The following is a 21,054-nucleotide window of genomic DNA, read 5'->3' on the forward strand; positions in this document are numbered from 1 at the left end:
TACCAACATCTCATACTAGTAGGGATTTAAAAGAGTCCCAAGGATATGTTGAACCACAACATTTGCTCAACGCTATAGGATAATAGCAATGTTATACCTTTCACACGAAGGAAGTATTTACAGCAAATTGGGAAGTATTACTTGCATTCCCCTTAACAAAACAGTCCATCTGCCGATATGACATAGGACACTAATATACTTATATTAATTACATTAGTGAATATGGGACATAACTAAAAACTGTATTATAAAAGTCTTTCATGGAGGGTGTAGTGAAAGGTAATTTTTGGAAAACATTAGCATTTCGGTACATCGGGTGCGTCTTTTGTATCTTATTATTGTCTATATCTATAGTAAGTGCTTACTTTTTAAGATCTCAACAAGAGACGGAACTCGCTCAAAACACTACTTCTAACAGACGAACACTCGAACATGTAGCCAATGTATTAGAAGATTGGACAAATGCGCAGATAAATCTTGCACAGATCATGGCCAAGTCGCCTACTGTAATAGAAGCATGTAAAAATCCGGAAGACAGTGAGCTGGTTGATAAAGCACAAAAATATCTTCAAACCTATCACAATAAATACGGTTTTTATGAAAACATTCCACTTGCCGCGCATTTACCCAAGGGAAAAAGCTTTTCTGTCACAGTAAATGGAAAAAGCCGTGTCATTAAAGACGGCACATTCTTTACTGATACAGTAGGCGGAAAAACAATTGGCAAGGGTGGCGCACAGCTTTCATTTATTAAAGCATCCCGATCCGGAAAAGAGTATTTCATTAGCCAGGTCTACCCGAGCATTCTTCGTGGTAATCCTATTTTTGTTATATCAATTCCGGTTTATGACAACAGCAAGCATGTTGGCAGTGTTATTCTTGCGCCGCAAATGGACTACTTTACGAACAAGTTTATCAATAACTCAAAAATCGGAAAAACCGGCTCGCTCTTTTTCATCGACTCCAGAGGGATCTTTATTGCTCATAAAAATCCCGACATGATCCTCAAAAAAGACCTTGGAGATCACACCGGCTATATCCAAAAGATTCTGGGCGGGCAGGATAACTTCTTTTCAACAGACGCCACCTCAGAAAAGTACAAATACCTCGTACAGCCAATTTCAATCTCAAAAGGTAATATTCTACATGAGTGGATTTTATGCGCCACTCAGGCTGAAAGTGAAATTACTGCAGGCTCTCATAAGACCGCAATCGCCATGCAGTACGCAGGTGCTGGGCTGCTCATTGCGCTTGGTCTGCTATTGTACCTACTCACAAGATTTTTCGTTACGAAGCCGCTTGCCGAAATAGGCGAATACGCAAGTCAGATTGAAAACGGTAACCTCAATGCCCAACTCGCCTTTAAGAGTACAACAGAGCTAGGCACTCTTGCAGATTCTCTTCGAAATATGAACGTTACAGTCATTGGCGAACTTCAGGATAAAATGAGCTTCATGCAGGGGCTTCTGAACGGTATTCAAAATCCATATGCAGTTGTTAACGCAAAAATGGAATTACAAAGCTGCAACAACTACATGATTGAGATTACGGGTCGAAATGGCAATGTTGAAGATTTTGCAGGCTGGAACATTTCAAAATTCCTTTTTGATGATCCTAGTCACCACGTAATTCTGATCGACGTAATGAAGGATAAAGCACCATGTATCAACAGAGACTTCTCATACACTAACGCAATTGGAAAAAATTATGAGTTGGTCATAGATGTTGTGCCATTGCTAGACGCAGAAGGAAATGTAACCGGCGGCATTACATTCTGGAACAACGTATCAGAATTAAAAGCGCGTCAGAAAGAAATGGAAGCGAACAAAAAAGAAATTGAAACTGCAGCCACTCATGCCCATGCACTTTCAGACAAAACAGAAGATATCTTACGTCTGCTCACAGAAAATGTTGAAGAATCTAATACTCGAACCGAAAAACAAAAAGCATATCTTCTCGAAACCATTACAGCCATCGATGAATTAAGTGCAACTGTGCAGGAGATTGCCTCCAACTCAAGCCAAACAGCTAACACAGCGCAAATTACAAAAGAAAATGCAGATAACGGTGCAGGAATAGTACAGGAGTCCATGCACTCAATTCATTCGCTGCAGAAGCTTATTGCAACTATGAGTGACGATATCGACAAACTTACAGAGCACGCCGATGGCATTGGTAATGTAATGGAAATCATCAACGACATTGCCGACCAGACCAACCTTCTTGCTCTTAATGCTGCAATCGAAGCAGCAAGAGCTGGCGAAGCTGGAAGAGGCTTCTCTGTAGTTGCTGACGAAGTACGAAAACTGGCAGAGAAAACCATGTCTGCAACCAGCGAGGTTGACTCGGCTGTGACCGCTATTCAAAACGGAACAAGAAATTGTGCAGCTTCTATTAAAAAAGTTGATACTGAAGCTGGAAACAACGTAGCGCGAGCCAAGGATACAGAAGAAGCACTTACTGGAATCCGCACCATGACAGAATCTACCAGTCAAATGGTTACCGGTATTGCAACAGCAGCAGAACAGCAATCGGCTGCAACCGAGCAAGTGGCTCGAACTGCAAGCGACATCGGAACAATAGCCGAAGAAACGTACACCGCAATGCAAAGCGCGACACTACGAATAACGGAGGTTAAGGCATCCTTCGAAGAGTTACGAAATATAATCTATGCTATGAAATAATGAAAAGGCAGACCTCGGTCTGCCTTTTTTTATATTAAGTGAATGCCATCTTGATGGATGGAGTTAAATACTAAATATATGACGAGAAGGGTGCCTCATCAAATCGGATAGAAATGGATGCAACGCTTCCAGAACATGCACAATGCCCCACCTTGAGCTAGAAGCACACCCGATAACAACTTCAGAAACAAGACGCTTCTCCACATCAGTTACTTCGACTTGGAGTCAGTATTATAGATAATCTTTATAGTACTTGAGTAGGCAAGGTGAACATATTTAGAGGCACCGTGGATATCCTGAGGGCTATGAAAGAAAGAGATACCGATGCCTGCATGCGTATTAAGCTCGGCAAATAGAGAGGTAGTAGCAGCCGCTAGCTGGAAAGAACTAAAAATGGTTATGTTAACTGGTGAGTTCATCTCCCTCATTAAAGGAAACACCCTACCATCCCTGATGACACTCACTTCTACGACTATCCCGAATATCGCGTTTCTGAGATTATTCACGGCATTGTTTTTTGTGTTCAGTACTCCATTGGAAAAATGCTGCCCATCGTAATCATTCAATTACGAATCTTAGAAAATGGACGTATGGCATCACGTGTTAAAGCGGGGGGTGTTGAGAGGTTTCAGGCATTCTCTAGCTCCGAACGGCCATTGCAATGACTATTAACACTGTGAAGCGATCACACACATCTTGAACAGCAACCACGCAAAGGATCTTCATAAATGGGACGAACTCCCTCTAATTTACTCCTTCGGGTTGGAGTCATTATTCTCGGCATTGTTTTTCGTACCTGAGGATGCAAAACGAGCTTCTCTTGAGTCACCGTGAATATTCCGAGAATCTTGACGGAAAGAGGATGTATGGGAGCACGCGTTAAAGCTCGGGGAATGGAAAGGGGTGAGAGCTTGCTCACCCCGTCCCCTCGCGGGAGCGTGGAAAGAAAAAGCTTGGGACTCAGAATCAGTCAAAACAGCTGGATCATCTTGTGCACTTAAAACAACAAAAGCCGTCTATCATAGGATAGACGGCTTTTCAAAAATTCACGGACAAGCAAAGATAAAGAATCAACCAAGCTCCACTCTACTGGCATCAACACTTTTTGATTTCATAGAATAGTTTGGCTTGCGGCGTACCGCCTTAGACCAAACCTCGCGCCTTGGCAGGCGCTCACCACCTGTGGGAAAGTAGGTTGAGCTATACAAACAGAAAAAGCCCGTTAGCTATAAAGCTAACGGGCTTTTTGAAATAAATCTTGGCAGCGACCTACTTTCCCACAGGCTCCCCTGCAGTATCATCGGCGATGGTTGGCTTGACTTCCGAGTTCGGAATGGGATCGGGTATACCCCAACCTCCATGGCCACCAAGAAAAATATGTCGGGTCAGTGCTTTGGAAAGGCGGTAATATTTACCTTACTGCCACGTCAAAGGACGAACCCTAAAATATTAATCTAATAGGGAGGAAAAGAATGATTTAGTGTAGAAAAATAAGGCTCACGGACTATTAGTACTGGTTAGCTGAAGGCATCACTGCCCTTACACACCCAGCCTATCAACCTGGTGGTCTACCAGGGTCCTTTAGCTCATAAATGAGAGGGAGATCTTATCTTAAGTGAGGCTTCCCGCTTAGATGCTTTCAGCGGTTATCCCTTCCGAACGTAGCTACTCAGCTATGCCGTTGGCACGACAACTGACCCACCAGAGGTTCGTTCACCCCGGTCCTCTCGTACTAGGGGCAACTCCTTTCAAATCTCCTACGCCCACAGCAGATAGGGACCAAACTGTCTCACGACGTTTTAAACCCAGCTCGCGTACCACTTTAAACGGCGAACAGCCGTACCCTTGGGACCTGCTTCAGCCCCAGGATGTGATGAGCCGACATCGAGGTGCCAAACCGCGCCGTCGATGTGAACTCTTGGGCGCGATCAGCCTGTTATCCCCGGCGTACCTTTTATCCAATGAGCGATGGCCCTTCCATGCGGAACCACCGGATCACTAACACCAACTTTCGTTCCTGCTCGAGATGTCTCTCTTACAGTCAAGCTCGCTTATGCGTTTGCACTCAACGACTGGTTTCCAATCAGTCTGAGCGAACCTTTGTATGCCTCCGTTACTCTTTAGGAGGCGACCGCCCCAGTCAAACTACCCACCAGACACTGTTTCCTAACCGGATAACGGTAGAGGATTAGAGCCTTAGACTAGCAAGGGTGGTATTTCAAGGTTGGCTCCACAAACACTGGCGTGCCTGCTTCAAAGCCTCCCACCTATCCTACACATGCTAGCCCAAAACCCAATGTCAAGCTATAGTAAAGGTGCACAGGGTCTTTCCGTCTTGCTGCGGGTACACGGCATTTTCACCGCGAATTCAATTTCACCGAGTCTGTAGTTGAGACAGTGCGGAGATCGTTACGCCATTCGTGCAGGTCGGAACTTACCCGACAAGGAATTTCGCTACCTTAGGACCGTTATAGTTACGGCCGCCGTTTACCGGGGCTTCGGTTCGCTGCTTCGCCGAAGCTAACAACTCCCCTTAACCTTCCGGCACCGGGCAGGCGTCAGTCCATATACGTCGTCTTACGACTTTGCATAGACCTATGTTTTTAGTAAACAGTCGCCACCGCCATTTCTCTGCGGCTCTCCGTTGCTTTGTTTCGCGAGGAAACTAACAACAAGGAGCACCCCTTATCCCGAAGTTACGGGGTCATTTTGCCGAATTCCTTAACTACAGTTCTCTCGAGCGCCTTGGATTACTCATCCCGCCCACCTGAGTCGGTTTGCGGTACGGTTTGCATAGACTAAACTTAGAAGCTTTTCTTGGAAGCATGGACTCAACACCTTACGTTCTTGCGAACTCCGCATCGTGTCTCAGGCATGTAGAGGTACGGATTTGCCTATACCTCAACCCTACGCACTTGCACTGGCTATTCCAACAGCCAGCGTGTCTATCCTACTCCGTCCCTCCATCGCACATCTATACAAGTACAGGAATATTAACCTGTTTCCCATCGACTACGCTTTTCAGCCTCGCCTTAGGGGCCGACTAACCCGGGGCAGATTACCTTTACCCCGGAAACCTTGGGCTTACGGCGGATGGGTTTCTCACCCATCTTATCGTTACTCATGTCAGCATAATCACTTCTCTACCGTCCAGCATGCTTCACAGCACACCTTCAACCAGTAGAGAACGCTCTCCTACCACCAGCACAAAGTGCTGATCCGAAGCTTCGGCACCATACTTAGCCCCGTTACATTTTCGGCGCAGAATCTCTAGACCAGTGAGCTATTACGCTTTCTTTAAAGGATGGCTGCTTCTAAGCCAACCTCCTGGCTGTCTAGGAAATTCCACCGCCTTTTCCACTGAGTATGGATTTGGAGGCCTTAGCTGTCGGTCTGGGCTGTTTCCCTTTCGACTACGGCCCTTCTCAGTCGCAGTCTGACTCCCGAGGATCATTTATACGGTATTCGGAGTTTGATAGGGTTTGGTAAGCTGGTGAGCCCCCTAGCCCTGTCAGTGCTCTACCCCCGTTAAACTACCTCGAGGCTATACCTCAATATATTTCGGAGAGAACCAGCTATCACCAGGTTTGATTGGCCTTTCACCCCTATCCACAAGTCATCCAAATCGTTTTCAACCGATACTGGTTCGGTCCTCCACTCAGTTTTACCTGAGCTTCAACCTGCTCATGGATAGATCACCTGGTTTCGGGTCTAATCCACTGTACTTGTCGCCCTTATCAGACTCGCTTTCGCTACGGCTCCACTTTCGCTTAACCTTGCACAGTAGATTAACTCGCTGACTCATTATGCAAAAGGCACGCGGTCACATCTCAAGGATGCTCCCACAGCTTGTAGGCAACTGGTTTCAGGTTCTATTTCACTCCCCTAACAGGGGTTCTTTTCACCTTTCCCTCACGGTACTGGTTCACTATCGGTCACTAGTTAGTACTTAGCCTTGGAAGATGGTCCTCCCAGATTCCCACGGAGTTTCTCGTGTTCCGCGGTACTCAGGAACAGTCAGTGTCATGTTCGACTTCAGGTACGGGACTTTCACCCTCTACGGTCAAGCTTCCCAGCTTGTTCCCCTATCTAATAATGAATCACTTGATGACTGCCCTACAACCCCGCCATGTCGAAACATGACGGTTTGGGCTATTCCCCGTTCGCTCGCCGCTACTAAGAGAGTCTCGTTTGATTTCCTTTCCTCGGGGTACTGAGATGTTTCACTTCCCCCGGTTAGCCTCTCTAAACCTATGTATTCAGTAAAGAGATAACGGGACATAACTCCCGCTGGGTTTCCCCATTCAGAAATCTATGGGTCAAAGGATGTTTGGCTCCTCACCATAGCATATCGCAGCCTACCACGTCTTTCATCGCCTTCTAGTGCCAAGGCATCCGCCAGTTGCCCTTAATAACTTATTTTTCTACGGACATTCTTTTCCGTCCCTATCGATTGTAAAAGAGCAGAAACCCGAAGGTTTCAGCCAAGTATAATACTTGGATTGTAACCACTACTTATCATTTAAGTAATGACGACTACCAAAAATTTACTTGTAAAAGAACTGTATGCTGTTCCACCAAAATGGTGGAGGCGAACGGGATTGAACCGTTGACCCCCTGCGTGCAAGGCAGGTGCTCTCCCAGCTGAGCTACGCCCCCACTTGGGTAGATGGTGGGCCTGGGAAGATTTGAACTTCCGACCTCACGCTTATCAGGCGTGCGCTCTAACCAACTGAGCTACAGGCCCATTCAGCCTAATGACAAAAGAATCGCCTGCCGGCGGTACTTTAGTTACAGCAGTCTTCCTCATTAGGAAGTTGCTGTGTCATTTAGTTGTAAAGAGCATGCGACCATAAGTTGGTCAACGCAAAACTCTTTGCAATTAAATAGCGAATCGGATTTTTTTTCTTTAAAGGAGGTGATCCAGCCGCAGGTTCCCCTACGGCTACCTTGTTACGACTTCACCCCAATCATCAGCCCCACCGTAGACAGCTGCCTCCATTGCTGGTTAGCTCACTGGTTTCGGGTAGAACCAACTTTCGTGGTGTGACGGGCGGTGTGTACAAGGCCCGGGAACGCATTCACCCTGGCATGCTGATCCAGGATTACTAGCGATTCCGACTTCAAGGAGTCGAGTTGCAGACTCCTATCCGGACTGGGATGCACTTTATGGGATTAGCTCCACCTCACGGTATCGCAACCCTTTGTATGCACCATTGTAGTACGTGTGTAGCCCCAGGCGTAAGGGCCATGATGACTTGACGTCGTCCCCACCTTCCTCCCGGTTAACCCGGGCAGTCTCCCTAGAGTGCCCAACATTACTTGATGGCAACTAAGGATAGGGGTTGCGCTCGTTGCGGGACTTAACCCAACACCTCACGGCACGAGCTGACGACAGCCATGCAGCACCTGTCACTGCATTCCCCGAAGGGCACTGTCTAATTTCTAGGACATTCGCAGGATGTCAAGCCTGGGTAAGGTTCTTCGCGTTGCATCGAATTAAACCACATACTCCACCGCTTGTGCGGGCCCCCGTCAATTTCTTTGAGTTTCAGCCTTGCGACCGTACTCCCCAGGCGGGGTACTTAACGCGTTAACTACAGCACCGAAGGTCAAGCCTCCGACACTTAGTACCCATCGTTTACGGCGTGGACTACCAGGGTATCTAATCCTGTTTGCTCCCCACGCTTTCGCTCCTCAGTGTCAGTAATAGTCCAGGAAGTCGCCTTCGCCACCGGTGTTCCTTCTGATCTCTACGGATTTCACTCCTACACCAGAAATTCCACTTCCCTCTCCTATACTCTAGCGATGCAGTATCAAATGCAATTCCACGGTTGAGCCGTGGGCTTTCACATCTGACTTACAAAGCCACCTACGAGCGCTTTACGCCCAGTGATTCCGATTAACGCTTGCACCTTCAGTATTACCGCGGCTGCTGGCACTGAATTAGCCGGTGCTTCCTCTAGAGGTACCGTCAATTACTAAGAGTATTATTCTTAATAGGTTTCTTCCCTCTTGACAGGAGTTTACGATCCGAAAACCTTCATCCTCCACGCGGCGTCGCTGCGTCAGACTTTCGTCCATTGCGCAATATTCCCCACTGCTGCCTCCCGTAGGAGTCTGGGCCGTGTTCCAGTCCCAGTGTGGCAGGCCACCCTCTCAGGCCTGCTATTCATCGTTGCCACGGTAGGCCGTTACCCCACCGTCTAGCTAATGAAACGCGGACTCATCTACTGGCGAGAGCTTTCAAGAAGAGGCCCCCTTTCCCGTTTCCAGCGTATACGGTATTAGCAGTCGTTTCCAACTGTTGTCCCGTACCAATAGGTAGATTATCCACGCGTTACTCACCCGTGCGCCACTCTACTCGTCTCCGAAGAGACTTTCGCGTTCGACTTGCATGTGTTAGGCACGCCGCCAGCGTTCAATCTGAGCCAGAATCAAACTCTCCAGTTTAATAATTCTGTATTGAATTGTCCGTTACCGAAGCAACGAACAACGCTAGCTGATCTCTAAATCAATCCGATTCGCTATTTAATTGTCAAAGAGTTTCAAAGCGACGACAAAAGACCAGTTGTCTTCCGAGGTGCGAAAAGCGTTTTGCCTTATCTCACTTCGGGAGTCAACCTCTTTTTGAATTTAAATTCGAAGAAGTTGTCTTTCGATTTTGCGTCGTTAATTGAAAATGAACAATCTGCTTCGTTCCGACCCGTGCGGGCCGCTTCGTTGCAGCGAGAGAGGTTCTATGTAAACCAGCCCTCTTCGTCAACATGTTTTTAAGATTTTTTGTGTTCTTTTTACAAAAACACTCTTAACCTATTGTTTTAATAGAATTTAACTAACTATTTAATTTTGATTAATTGTAATGACTAGTTAGAGCTAAAGTGAATTTTCCGAGTTGTTATGATTAACTCAGCAAATTTAAACTTCAGTTGCAGCATTAAACACTCTTCAGGTAGCCCTTTAGACATTGCTTTATGAGCAGTTTGTGAAATGGCTTTATTAAACTGAAGTACAGTCGTCCAAACCTATTATGAAAAGAAACAATTGTTGTTAGACTAACTATACATAATTCATTTGCCGCCTTCTCTGCTAGCACAGAACATTTGAAATCAAGATGTGTATCATCTTTGGCCATCACGATCTCTGAACCATTCCTATCAACAACCGGAAACAATACAGCCTTATCACCTATCTCGTATTGCACTTCTGGATCATTAATACGTTCCGGACGAGCGTCAGAAACTTCAAGACCAAATGGTTTAACAATAGTATTGCGAAGAGCCATTAGCATTTCGCCCCAGTCAGGCAGTGATGAGAAAATGCAAGTCGCTATATAATCAATTGATTCATTCTTATCAGGAACTATCACCTGAAATGAATCGACATAATCAATCTCTCTTGAAAGCTGATTAGCGATTATTGAGCGCTCTGGACTTTTGTTGCTTGATTTAATTTTCATTACGATACCTCCCTGCTTTTGTTTACGATTTGATACATCAAACAACTGTGAAATGCGATACTTCTCTTTCAACTTCTATTTAGACAATTACATATGTCTCCCTTCTTCCCCCTTTCGAGTTTGAGTCATTATTCTCAGCTTTGTTTTTTTACCTAATCAGGCAAAGTGAGCTTCTTTTGAATCACCGTGGATGTCCCGAGGGACATGAAAGAAAGAGATACCGATGCCTGCATACATATTAAGCTCGGGAAATAGAGAGGTAGCAGCAGGCGTTAGCTGGAAAGAACTAAAAATGGTTATGCTATCTGAAGTGTTCATCTCCCACATTAAAGGAAAGACTCTACCATCCCTGATTACACCCACTCCTACTACTCAAATATTGCGTTTCTGAGATTATTCACGGCATTGTTTTTGTATTCAGTACTTTATTGGGAAAAATTCTGTGCCACCATGATCATTCCGTGAATGATTTCAGAAAGAGGACGCATGGGATCACGCATTAAAGCTCGGGGAATGGAAAGGTAGCGGCAGCCGTTTGCGAGGAACGAGTATTACGGATGGCTTATGCAACGCTAGATCTGCGCTAGCATCTCCCGTCCCCCCGCGGGAGCGTGGAAAGGAAAAGCTTGGGACTTGGTATCAGTCAAAACAGCCGAAGCATCTTGTGCACTGAAAAATGAAAACAATACTAGCTAGATCAAAACAACAAAAGCCGTCTATCTTAAGATAGACGGCTTTCGTACAACTCAACGTAATCAATTTCTTCTTAATCCAAAAAACTTGAAATGCAATTATCAGAACCCAACTGCCTATTCAAACACGAAATGCGGAGAATAAAGCAAAGAGAAAAGCAAAGAATCAACCAAGCTCCACTCTACAGGCATCAACACTTTCTGATGTCATAGAATAGTTTGGCTGGCGGCGTTCCGCCTTGGACCAAACCTCGCGCCCGATGGGCGCTCTTCGGCTTCGCCGCGGCTCTTATCGCCTGTGGGAAAGCAGGGTTAGTTATGCAAACAGAAAAAGCCCGTTAGCTATAAAGCTAACGGGCTTTTTGAAATAAATCTTGGCAGCGACCTACTTTCCCACAGGCTCCCCTGCAGTATCATCGGCGATGGTTGGCTTGACTTCCGAGTTCGGAATGGGATCGGGTATACCCCAACCTCCATGGCCACCAAGAAAAATATGTCGGGTCAGTGCTTTGGAAAGGCGGTAATATTTACCTTACTGCCACGTCAAAGGACGAACCCTAAAATATTAATCTAATAGGGAGGAAAAGAATGATTTAGTGTAGAAAAATAAGGCTCACGGACTATTAGTACTGGTTAGCTGAAGGCATCACTGCCCTTACACACCCAGCCTATCAACCTGGTGGTCTACCAGGGTCCTTTAGCTCATAAATGAGAGGGAGATCTTATCTTAAGTGAGGCTTCCCGCTTAGATGCTTTCAGCGGTTATCCCTTCCGAACGTAGCTACTCAGCTATGCCGTTGGCACGACAACTGACCCACCAGAGGTTCGTTCACCCCGGTCCTCTCGTACTAGGGGCAACTCCTTTCAAATCTCCTACGCCCACAGCAGATAGGGACCAAACTGTCTCACGACGTTTTAAACCCAGCTCGCGTACCACTTTAAACGGCGAACAGCCGTACCCTTGGGACCTGCTTCAGCCCCAGGATGTGATGAGCCGACATCGAGGTGCCAAACCGCGCCGTCGATGTGAACTCTTGGGCGCGATCAGCCTGTTATCCCCGGCGTACCTTTTATCCAATGAGCGATGGCCCTTCCATGCGGAACCACCGGATCACTAACACCAACTTTCGTTCCTGCTCGAGATGTCTCTCTTACAGTCAAGCTCGCTTATGCGTTTGCACTCAACGACTGGTTTCCAATCAGTCTGAGCGAACCTTTGTATGCCTCCGTTACTCTTTAGGAGGCGACCGCCCCAGTCAAACTACCCACCAGACACTGTTTCCTAACCGGATAACGGTAGAGGATTAGAGCCTTAGACTAGCAAGGGTGGTATTTCAAGGTTGGCTCCACAAACACTGGCGTGCCTGCTTCAAAGCCTCCCACCTATCCTACACATGCTAGCCCAAAACCCAATGTCAAGCTATAGTAAAGGTGCACAGGGTCTTTCCGTCTTGCTGCGGGTACACGGCATTTTCACCGCGAATTCAATTTCACCGAGTCTGTAGTTGAGACAGTGCGGAGATCGTTACGCCATTCGTGCAGGTCGGAACTTACCCGACAAGGAATTTCGCTACCTTAGGACCGTTATAGTTACGGCCGCCGTTTACCGGGGCTTCGGTTCGCTGCTTCGCCGAAGCTAACAACTCCCCTTAACCTTCCGGCACCGGGCAGGCGTCAGTCCATATACGTCGTCTTACGACTTTGCATAGACCTATGTTTTTAGTAAACAGTCGCCACCGCCATTTCTCTGCGGCTCTCCGTTGCTTTGCTTCGCGAGGAAACTAACAACAAGGAGCACCCCTTATCCCGAAGTTACGGGGTCATTTTGCCGAATTCCTTAACTACAGTTCTCTCGAGCGCCTTGGATTACTCATCCCGCCCACCTGAGTCGGTTTGCGGTACGGTTTGCATAGACTAAACTTAGAAGCTTTTCTTGGAAGCATGGACTCAACACCTTACGTTCTTGCGAACTCCGCATCGTGTCTCAGGCATGTAGAGGTACGGATTTGCCTATACCTCAACCCTACGCACTTGCACTGGCTATTCCAACAGCCAGCGTGTCTATCCTACTCCGTCCCTCCATCGCACATCTATACAAGTACAGGAATATTAACCTGTTTCCCATCGACTACGCTTTTCAGCCTCGCCTTAGGGGCCGACTAACCCGGGGCAGATTACCTTTACCCCGGAAACCTTGGGCTTACGGCGGATGGGTTTCTCACCCATCTTATCGTTACTCATGTCAGCATAATCACTTCTCTACCGTCCAGCATGCTTCACAGCACACCTTCAACCAGTAGAGAACGCTCTCCTACCACCAGCACAAAGTGCTGATCCGAAGCTTCGGCACCATACTTAGCCCCGTTACATTTTCGGCGCAGAATCTCTAGACCAGTGAGCTATTACGCTTTCTTTAAAGGATGGCTGCTTCTAAGCCAACCTCCTGGCTGTCTAGGAAATTCCACCGCCTTTTCCACTGAGTATGGATTTGGAGGCCTTAGCTGTCGGTCTGGGCTGTTTCCCTTTCGACTACGGCCCTTCTCAGTCGCAGTCTGACTCCCGAGGATCATTTATACGGTATTCGGAGTTTGATAGGGTTTGGTAAGCTGGTGAGCCCCCTAGCCCTGTCAGTGCTCTACCCCCGTTAAACTACCTCGAGGCTATACCTCAATATATTTCGGAGAGAACCAGCTATCACCAGGTTTGATTGGCCTTTCACCCCTATCCACAAGTCATCCAAATCGTTTTCAACCGATACTGGTTCGGTCCTCCACTCAGTTTTACCTGAGCTTCAACCTGCTCATGGATAGATCACCTGGTTTCGGGTCTAATCCACTGTACTTGTCGCCCTTATCAGACTCGCTTTCGCTACGGCTCCACTTTCGCTTAACCTTGCACAGTAGATTAACTCGCTGACTCATTATGCAAAAGGCACGCGGTCACATCTCAAGGATGCTCCCACAGCTTGTAGGCAACTGGTTTCAGGTTCTATTTCACTCCCCTAACAGGGGTTCTTTTCACCTTTCCCTCACGGTACTGGTTCACTATCGGTCACTAGTTAGTACTTAGCCTTGGAAGATGGTCCTCCCAGATTCCCACGGAGTTTCTCGTGTTCCGCGGTACTCAGGAACAGTCAGTGTCATGTTCGACTTCAGGTACGGGACTTTCACCCTCTACGGTCAAGCTTCCCAGCTTGTTCCCCTATCTAATAATGAATCACTTGATGACTGCCCTACAACCCCGCCATGTCGAAACATGACGGTTTGGGCTATTCCCCGTTCGCTCGCCGCTACTAAGAGAGTCTCGTTTGATTTCCTTTCCTCGGGGTACTGAGATGTTTCACTTCCCCCGGTTAGCCTCTCTAAACCTATGTATTCAGTAAAGAGATAACGGGACATAACTCCCGCTGGGTTTCCCCATTCAGAAATCTATGGGTCAAAGGATGTTTGGCTCCTCACCATAGCATATCGCAGCCTACCACGTCTTTCATCGCCTTCTAGTGCCAAGGCATCCGCCAGTTGCCCTTAATAACTTATTTTTCTACGGACATTCTTTTCCGTCCCTATCGATTGTAAAAGAGCAGAAACCCGAAGGTTTCAGCCAAGTATAATACTTGGATTGTTACCACTACTTATCATTTAAGTAATGACCACTACCAAAAATTTACTTGTAAAAGAACTGTAAGCTGTTCCACCAAAATGGTGGAGGCGAACGGGATTGAACCGTTGACCCCCTGCGTGCAAGGCAGGTGCTCTCCCAGCTGAGCTACGCCCCCACTTGGGTAGATGGTGGGCCTGGGAAGATTTGAACTTCCGACCTCACGCTTATCAGGCGTGCGCTCTAACCAACTGAGCTACAGGCCCATTCAGCCTAATGACAAAAGAATCGCCTGCCGGCGGTACTTTAGTTACAGCAGTCTTCCTCATTAGGAAGTTGCTGTGTCATTTAGTTGTAAAGAGCATGCGACCATAAGTTGGTCAACGCAAAACTCTTTGCAATTAAATAGCGAATCGGATTTTTTTTCTTTAAAGGAGGTGATCCAGCCGCAGGTTCCCCTACGGCTACCTTGTTACGACTTCACCCCAATCATCAGCCCCACCGTAGACAGCTGCCTCCATTGCTGGTTAGCTCACTGGTTTCGGGTAGAACCAACTTTCGTGGTGTGACGGGCGGTGTGTACAAGGCCCGGGAACGCATTCACCCTGGCATGCTGATCCAGGATTACTAGCGATTCCGACTTCAAGGAGTCGAGTTGCAGACTCCTATCCGGACTGGGATGCACTTTATGGGATTAGCTCCACCTCACGGTATCGCAACCCTTTGTATGCACCATTGTAGTACGTGTGTAGCCCCAGGCGTAAGGGCCATGATGACTTGACGTCGTCCCCACCTTCCTCCCGGTTAACCCGGGCAGTCTCCCTAGAGTGCCCAACATTACTTGATGGCAACTAAGGATAGGGGTTGCGCTCGTTGCGGGACTTAACCCAACACCTCACGGCACGAGCTGACGACAGCCATGCAGCACCTGTCACTGCATTCCCCGAAGGGCACTGTCTAATTTCTAGGACATTCGCAGGATGTCAAGCCTGGGTAAGGTTCTTCGCGTTGCATCGAATTAAACCACATACTCCACCGCTTGTGCGGGCCCCCGTCAATTTCTTTGAGTTTCAGCCTTGCGACCGTACTCCCCAGGCGGGGTACTTAACGCGTTAACTACAGCACCGAAGGTCAAGCCTCCGACACTTAGTACCCATCGTTTACGGCGTGGACTACCAGGGTATCTAATCCTGTTTGCTCCCCACGCTTTCGCTCCTCAGTGTCAGTAATAGTCCAGGAAGTCGCCTTCGCCACCGGTGTTCCTTCTGATCTCTACGGATTTCACTCCTACACCAGAAATTCCACTTCCCTCTCCTATACTCTAGCGATGCAGTATCAAATGCAATTCCACGGTTGAGCCGTGGGCTTTCACATCTGACTTACAAAGCCACCTACGAGCGCTTTACGCCCAGTGATTCCGATTAACGCTTGCACCTTCAGTATTACCGCGGCTGCTGGCACTGAATTAGCCGGTGCTTCCTCTAGAGGTACCGTCAATTACTAAGAGTATTATTCTTAATAGGTTTCTTCCCTCTTGACAGGAGTTTACGATCCGAAAACCTTCATCCTCCACGCGGCGTCGCTGCGTCAGACTTTCGTCCATTGCGCAATATTCCCCACTGCTGCCTCCCGTAGGAGTCTGGGCCGTGTTCCAGTCCCAGTGTGGCAGGCCACCCTCTCAGGCCTGCTATTCATCGTTGCCACGGTAGGCCGTTACCCCACCGTCTAGCTAATGAAACGCGGACTCATCTACTGGCGAGAGCTTTCAAGAAGAGGCCCCCTTTCCCGTTTCCAGCGTATACGGTATTAGCAGTCGTTTCCAACTGTTGTCCCGTACCAATAGGTAGATTATCCACGCGTTACTCACCCGTGCGCCACTCTACTCGTCTCCGAAGAGACTTTCGCGTTCGACTTGCATGTGTTAGGCACGCCGCCAGCGTTCAATCTGAGCCAGAATCAAACTCTCCAGTTTAATAATTCTGTATTGAATTGTCCGTTACCGAAGCAACGAACAACGCTAGCTGATCTCTAAATCAATCCGATTCGCTATTTAATTGTCAAAGAGTTTCAAAGCGACGACAAAAGACCAGTTGTCTTCCGAGGTGCGAAAAGCGTTTTGCCTTATCTCACTTCGGGAGTCAACCTCTTTTTGAATTTAAATTCGAAGAAGTTGTCTTTCGATTTTGCGTCGTTAATTGAAAATGAACAATCTGCTTCGTTCCGACCCGTGCGGGCCGCTTCGTTGCAGCGAGAGAGGTTCTATGTAAACCAGCCCTCTTCGTCAACATGTTTTTGAGATTTTTTGTGTTCTTTTCTTAAAAACTCATAGCACTAACAGATAACTGTATGATTTTATTTATAATGACAGATTTTTTATATAGTAATAAAAATTCAATTTATTCTAAAAGAACAGCGGGTTTTCGAAGTTTTCGAGATCATACCAGCAGTCTTTATCGATGATCTGTGCGTTTTCGATAACAAGCACTCTGTTATCGGCGTTCGTAAGCCATTTAGACAATACGCCTTCACCGTCAAAATTACCGACGATTGTTATAGTATCGCCATTTTTTAATCCGATTTTTGAGATCTTAATGATCTCATCATTTCGCAGAATCACAATAATTCGAGAATTAAGCTCTATAAACATGTCATTAAGCTTACTCTGGTCAATTCGAGTTATTCTACCTTCCACATGAATGATCTTTCCATCAAGAGCGAGGATAACCTTATCCTTCGCCAAATATCCTCTATACAATTCATTAGCACTATAATTTTTGAGCTTGGACATTGATGCACACCCTGTAATGAGCAGCGCACAGACGCATAACAGTATAGTGCGTACTAATGGAATTCTTATCATCTTCATGTGCGTACCAAAAAAAGCCCGGAGAACAAACTCCGGGCTTTTTTTATGCTTATTGTGACTATCAACTGATAGTATGCCGCTTTGCGACATAAGTATAAAACATATCCCTGAACTAACGTTCCAGAATAGTAGTACACTTAACTATAATTTAAGTCCATTTTTCAACAGGTGGTAAAGGCAAAGTATGAATTGTTTCTATTAACTGTTCAGGCGTTACAGACGCAGCTCCAACATGCCCAACGACAACACCAGCTGCATAGTTTGCAAGTACGCATGAATCAACAAGTGTACAACCGGCTGCAACCGCGAGGGCTGCTGTGGCAATAACAGTATCACCGGCACCAGTTACATCGAATACTTCCTGCGCCATTGTTGGGACATGCCACACTGTATTGTCATCATCAAACAGTGCCATACCAAGCGGTCCCAATGTAGTGAGGAGCTTGTCACATCCCAGAAGGCGGAAAATTTCGCGTCCTGCTTCAAGAATTTCTTCACGACTCCCAACTGGAAGATTTGCACCTTCGCTTGTCTCTTTGGAGTTTGGTGTAAGAATAAATACGTTCTGGTACAACTTGAAGTTTCGAGTTTTTGGATCGACAAAAATCTTTGGCCGGTTTTCCTGCGCGTCGCACAGAAAGCTCAAGCGCTCCATAAACTCTCTACTTACTATGCCTTTACCGTAATCCGAAACAATGACTACTTCATACTCTGCAATGCAGCTTTCGACCCGATCCATAAGCTTATCGAGATCTTCACCACAAATAGTTGCAGTATCTTCACGGTCGATACGAATCATTTGCTGATTACTCGCAAGAATTCGTGTCTTACGGGTTGTTTTACGAGTCCCTATCTGCTGAATATCATGCTCGATCCCTTCTGAATCCAGCAAAGCGTTCAACAGGTCAGCTCCCATTCCCGCACCGGAAACAGTAATAATCTTTGGAGCACCGCCCAGAGTGCGAACGTTCTTAGCGACGTTACCTGCTCCGCCAAGGACATGTCTGTCGCTGCTGACGTGGACAACAGGGACTGGTGCTTCTGGCGAAATTCGATCTGCGCTACCCATCAAGTACTCATCTATCATGATGTCACCGATGATAAGTACCTTTGATCCGGCAAAGCTTTCAACGCGCCCTGCAAGTGTATCTTTATTTACCATATATAATGTCATCCCCAGAATAATGACGCTGTCATTTTTGCCTTACGTGGTCACATGTGCATTGCGCCCACAGGTTCAGCGCTATCCTGCTTGTTCTATACCCAGCTTGTTAAGTAATTCGTGAAGCTCTTCTTCTGTACTATAAGCCAACGTTACTTTGCCCTTTTTCTCAGTACCGCTCATAATGACTTTACTGGAAAAAAGGTTGCTTAAGCGGGTTTGAAATTCTTTTAATACCGCAGGCTTTTCAGCCTTCGGATTTTCTTTTTTTACCTCTTCAAGAGCTTTAAAGCTCTTATGCTGCTTCCATGAAGCTGCTAAAGCTTCAGCTTCGCGCACGGTAAGCATTTGAGAGACAATAATACCAAGAAAATCGATTTGGGCAACATCATCAACGGAGAGAATGGCTCGTGCGTGCCCTGCTGTAATAGTTCCCGTTGATAACGCGTTCTGTGCCATATCTGGAAGCTGTAGAAGACGCAATGTGTTTGCAATGGCAGAACGGCTTTTACCAACCTGTTTAGCCAACTCTTCCTGAGAAAGGTTGAACTGATCTTTTAACTCTTGCAGACCTTTTGCTTCTTCGAGCGGTGTTAAATCTTCACGCTGTAAATTTTCAATCAACGCGATTGCCAATGTCTCCATATCATCAAGTTCACGGATGACTACTGGGACTTCGCGAATACCCGCGAGCTGGCTTGCCCTGAATCTACGTTCGCCTGCAACAATTTCATAGATACTTTGGCCGCCTACGATCCGTGGTCGAACAAGCAATGGCTGAAGCACACCTTTTTCTCTAATTGAAGCTGCCAAATCTTCCAACGCAGCATCATCAAACTGTTTTCTAGGCTGGTTTGGATTAGCCTGAAGAAGACGTAATGGAAGCATATTCGGGCTTTCATTATCCTCTACAGTTTCTGTATTTTTAAACAGTGCATCTAACCCTCGACCTAACCCTCTCTGTGCGCCCGCCATATATATCTCCTTGACAATATGTCTTTTGAACACGACTCTTGGATATTCACACTCACAAAAAATCGACACGTTATTGGAGGCTGAAATGTCAGAATATGAAACCCATGTTAAGCAGCTTTACGACAGTAAAGGTAACCTGCACGGCGTATTGCTTAGCCCTGAAATTTGGAAAAAAGCTGGGAAAAAAATATCAGAGATTCTTGATCAGGCTCAGGACAAACCTGCTTCTGAGATTCATCAAGAACCTCTTGAAGACTGGCAGACGTTTAAAGACTACTGGGATTTTAAGTACCCTTTCAACCCAAAAGTTACATGCAGAGCATGTGGTGCCAAGTCTGAAAACTGGGAAGAGGATACACCTAGAATCTTCCATCTCACAAATGCTTCATTAAGCGGCCTGCTCGTTTTTCATTGCGAAAAATGTGGTGGCACAGTGCGTAAAAAGCATTTTAAAGATCACATCTGTCTTGAGGCTTCAACACAATCCGGTGAATCTTGTGAACCGGAATGTATCTATCCTGAATAGCTACTTCGACTAAACCTATCTGACAGGCGCAGGGGCATTTCGCATTGCTACTTCTTTAGCAAGTGCAAGATATGCTGCTGCGCCTTTTGATTTGATATCATAATGGATGATTGATTTTCCGTAGCTTGGAGCTTCAGAAAGACGTACGTTTCGAGGAATAATCGTCTTGAAAACGTGCTCCGGGAAACAACGTTCTACTTCATTTTTAACCTGAGCAGAAAGCTTGTTCCGCGTATCAAACATAGTAAGCACAACACCAAGAAGCGAGAGGTTTGTATTCAAACGCTTTTTGACCTGCTCATATGTTTGCAATAATTTTACGATACCTTCCAACGCATAAAATTCACACTGAAGTGGAATAAGAACTTCCTGCGCAGCACAAAGAGCGTTCAAGGTAATAAGCCCAAGTGAAGGCGGACAATCAATAATGATGTAATCAAAACGTGAGGCCACGTTGTTAAGTACATCCTGCAGATAGTATTCGCGTCCCATCTTATCAACCAGTTCCAGCTCAACAGCTACCAAATCCGTTGATGCAGGAAGTACGGAAAGATACGGGGTTCGAGTAGGATAAATTGCGTGCAACGCTTTTTCTGGTGTAAAGAAGGTTTGGTACAAATTGCTGGGTAAACTATCCGCATCAAGGCCGATCCCACTTGTCGCGTTTGCTTGGGGGTCACAGTCAACGAGCAAAACCCGTTTTTCCATTACAGCCAAAGACGCTGCCAAGTTTACAGATGTCGTAGTCTTACCTACTCCACCTTTTTGGTTAGCTACAGCAATAATCCGTGCCACATGAACCTCTCTTGTACAGTTAAAGTAGGATAATTTTGCAATATGTTTCACGTGAAACGTCGCAAAAACACCCTGTCCCACCCTCTCTAAATACAACGCTGCGTAGTAACTTTACATTGCTAGTTAAATTATTGTGTCTATGTCAACACTCATCAATGTAACCTTGAAGGTAAAAGAGATCTCATTTCCCCCGTTATACTAGATTCACGACGGTAAACTAATTAGAAAATTTATTTAAACTTTTTTCATGTTTCATGTGAAACACGGTTTATCGTGACAATGTACATGCACAAAAAAA

Annotated in this window: 8 protein-coding genes, 4 tRNA genes and 6 rRNA genes; 2 read left to right on the forward strand and 16 right to left on the reverse strand. The window is 46.3% G+C overall.

Annotated elements, in window-relative coordinates; translation table 11 throughout:
* Positions 1–260 precede the first annotated feature (260 nt).
* Positions 261–2,684: a methyl-accepting chemotaxis protein gene (locus ACZ5V1_RS14565; RefSeq protein ID WP_464389451.1), complete on the forward strand. Its 2,424-nt coding sequence runs from the start codon at positions 261–263 to the stop codon at positions 2,682–2,684.
* Between the two features lie 209 nt (positions 2,685–2,893).
* On the opposite strand, the gene ACZ5V1_RS14570 is transcribed toward ACZ5V1_RS14565, so the two are convergent.
* The 15 genes from ACZ5V1_RS14570 to ACZ5V1_RS14640 all read right to left on the reverse strand — a co-directional run bounded on the left by ACZ5V1_RS14570 (position 2,894) and on the right by ACZ5V1_RS14640 (position 19,435).
* Positions 2,894–3,103 (reverse strand): hypothetical protein, encoded by a 210-nt coding sequence (locus ACZ5V1_RS14570; protein ID WP_464389452.1) that lies wholly within the window; start codon positions 3,101–3,103, stop codon positions 2,894–2,896.
* Between the two features lie 837 nt (positions 3,104–3,940).
* A 5S ribosomal RNA gene (rrf, locus tag ACZ5V1_RS14575) occupies positions 3,941–4,055 on the reverse strand.
* A 115-nt stretch (positions 4,056–4,170) separates the two neighbouring features.
* Positions 4,171–7,106 (reverse strand): 23S ribosomal RNA (locus ACZ5V1_RS14580).
* A 161-nt stretch (positions 7,107–7,267) separates the two neighbouring features.
* Positions 7,268–7,343 (reverse strand) — tRNA-Ala (locus ACZ5V1_RS14585).
* Between the two features lie 11 nt (positions 7,344–7,354).
* Positions 7,355–7,431: transfer RNA gene (locus tag ACZ5V1_RS14590), tRNA-Ile, on the reverse strand.
* A gap of 164 nt (positions 7,432–7,595) precedes the next feature.
* A 16S ribosomal RNA gene (locus tag ACZ5V1_RS14595) occupies positions 7,596–9,137 on the reverse strand.
* The 16S, 23S and 5S rRNA genes sit together here with 2 tRNA genes alongside, the layout of an rRNA operon.
* Before the next feature lie 484 nt (positions 9,138–9,621).
* Complete coding sequence (locus ACZ5V1_RS14600) at positions 9,622–10,143, reverse strand: DUF2867 domain-containing protein (protein WP_464389453.1); 522 nt, start codon at positions 10,141–10,143, stop codon at positions 9,622–9,624.
* A 1,064-nt stretch (positions 10,144–11,207) separates the two neighbouring features.
* Positions 11,208–11,322: ribosomal RNA gene (gene rrf, locus ACZ5V1_RS14605) — 5S ribosomal RNA — on the reverse strand.
* Between the two features lie 115 nt (positions 11,323–11,437).
* Positions 11,438–14,373 (reverse strand): 23S ribosomal RNA (locus ACZ5V1_RS14610).
* A gap of 161 nt (positions 14,374–14,534) precedes the next feature.
* A tRNA-Ala gene (locus ACZ5V1_RS14615) sits at positions 14,535–14,610 on the reverse strand.
* Positions 14,611–14,621: 11 nt separating this feature from the next.
* Positions 14,622–14,698 (reverse strand) — tRNA-Ile (locus ACZ5V1_RS14620).
* A gap of 164 nt (positions 14,699–14,862) precedes the next feature.
* Positions 14,863–16,404: ribosomal RNA gene (locus ACZ5V1_RS14625) — 16S ribosomal RNA — on the reverse strand.
* Between the two features lie 429 nt (positions 16,405–16,833).
* Complete coding sequence (locus ACZ5V1_RS14630; RefSeq protein ID WP_464389454.1) at positions 16,834–17,220, reverse strand: hypothetical protein; 387 nt, start codon at positions 17,218–17,220, stop codon at positions 16,834–16,836.
* A 226-nt stretch (positions 17,221–17,446) separates the two neighbouring features.
* Complete coding sequence (locus tag ACZ5V1_RS14635) at positions 17,447–18,460, reverse strand: bifunctional heptose 7-phosphate kinase/heptose 1-phosphate adenyltransferase (protein WP_464389455.1); 1,014 nt, start codon at positions 18,458–18,460, stop codon at positions 17,447–17,449.
* Positions 18,461–18,541: 81 nt separating this feature from the next.
* On the reverse strand, positions 18,542–19,435 hold the full coding sequence (locus tag ACZ5V1_RS14640) for a ParB/RepB/Spo0J family partition protein (protein ID WP_464389456.1): 894 nt from the start codon (positions 19,433–19,435) through the stop codon (positions 18,542–18,544).
* Positions 19,436–19,520: 85 nt separating this feature from the next.
* On the opposite strand from ACZ5V1_RS14640, the gene ACZ5V1_RS14645 reads away from it, so the two are divergent.
* Positions 19,521–19,961, forward strand: a complete 441-nt coding sequence (locus tag ACZ5V1_RS14645) for a hypothetical protein (RefSeq protein WP_464389457.1) — start codon at positions 19,521–19,523, stop codon at positions 19,959–19,961.
* A gap of 15 nt (positions 19,962–19,976) precedes the next feature.
* Here ACZ5V1_RS14645 and ACZ5V1_RS14650 read toward each other — a convergent pair whose 3' ends face one another.
* The gene (locus ACZ5V1_RS14650; RefSeq protein ID WP_464389458.1) at positions 19,977–20,756 is read right to left on the reverse strand and encodes a ParA family protein; all 780 of its coding nucleotides are present in this window, start codon (positions 20,754–20,756) and stop codon (positions 19,977–19,979) included.
* Between the last annotated feature and the right edge of the window lie 298 nt (positions 20,757–21,054).

Source organism: Halodesulfovibrio oceani subsp. galateae (genome assembly GCF_055397225.1).